This is a genomic window from Pseudomonas sp. RA_35y_Pfl2_P32, from assembly GCF_963970735.1.
Lineage (GTDB): Bacteria > Pseudomonadota > Gammaproteobacteria > Pseudomonadales > Pseudomonadaceae > Aquipseudomonas.
The window spans coordinates 1-638 of sequence record NZ_CAXAQF010000119.1 but is presented as its reverse complement, the minus strand read 5'-3'; the positions used below and the strand labels follow the sequence as shown (position 1 = coordinate 638).

Below are 638 nucleotides of genomic sequence, written 5' to 3'. Positions count from 1 at the left end.
TTGATGCCGATCGACGCATTGGCGCGGGCGTAATCGGTGTAGCGTGGGTCGCGAAAATCGGGGAGCGTCCACCAATCCCATAACGACTGCCCGGCATAGCCGCGTTCGACCGTACCATCGAGATTGTCCCAATGGTCGAGCAAGCGCAGCTTGGTCGCAGGGCTCGACGAGAATGTGGCGGCACGCACGGCATGGCCCGTCTGGGCCCAGCGTAGCAGCGCGAACGCCCCGTATAGCACGCCGCGATCGGTTTTGCCGGTAACGAGCGTCACCCGCCGCCCGCCAAGGGTCACCGGGCGGACCAGATATCCTTCCTCGTTCAACGCTGCGACCGGGAGGGCAAGCGCCGCTACCTCGGGTGTTCGGGCGGTGGCCAGGACGACCGAATCGGCGGGGATGGTGTCCTGCCGTCCCACCTCATGTCCGGACAGGCCCGAAAAACCCCGCTCAAGTTCCTCCGCCGCTACGCGAAGCGTTGGCGATTCCCGCAGCACGGTGATCGCGGAGACGGTTGCGGCCTTGCGTTGCAATTGGGGCAGTGGCCGATAGCGTAGCCAGAGATCGTATCCGTCTTCAGCCTGCGCCGGCCGCGCATAGGCTGCGCAAGCAAGGATAGTCAGCGCGCCCGCGAATCGCCC

Annotated in this window: 1 protein-coding gene; it reads right to left on the bottom strand. The window is 65.7% G+C overall.

Features of this window, described 5'->3' with window-relative positions; all coding sequences use genetic code 11:
• On the bottom strand, nucleotides 1-638 hold a 638-nt coding region (locus tag AACY45_RS27395), incomplete at both ends, for an alpha-glucuronidase family glycosyl hydrolase (RefSeq protein WP_339548583.1).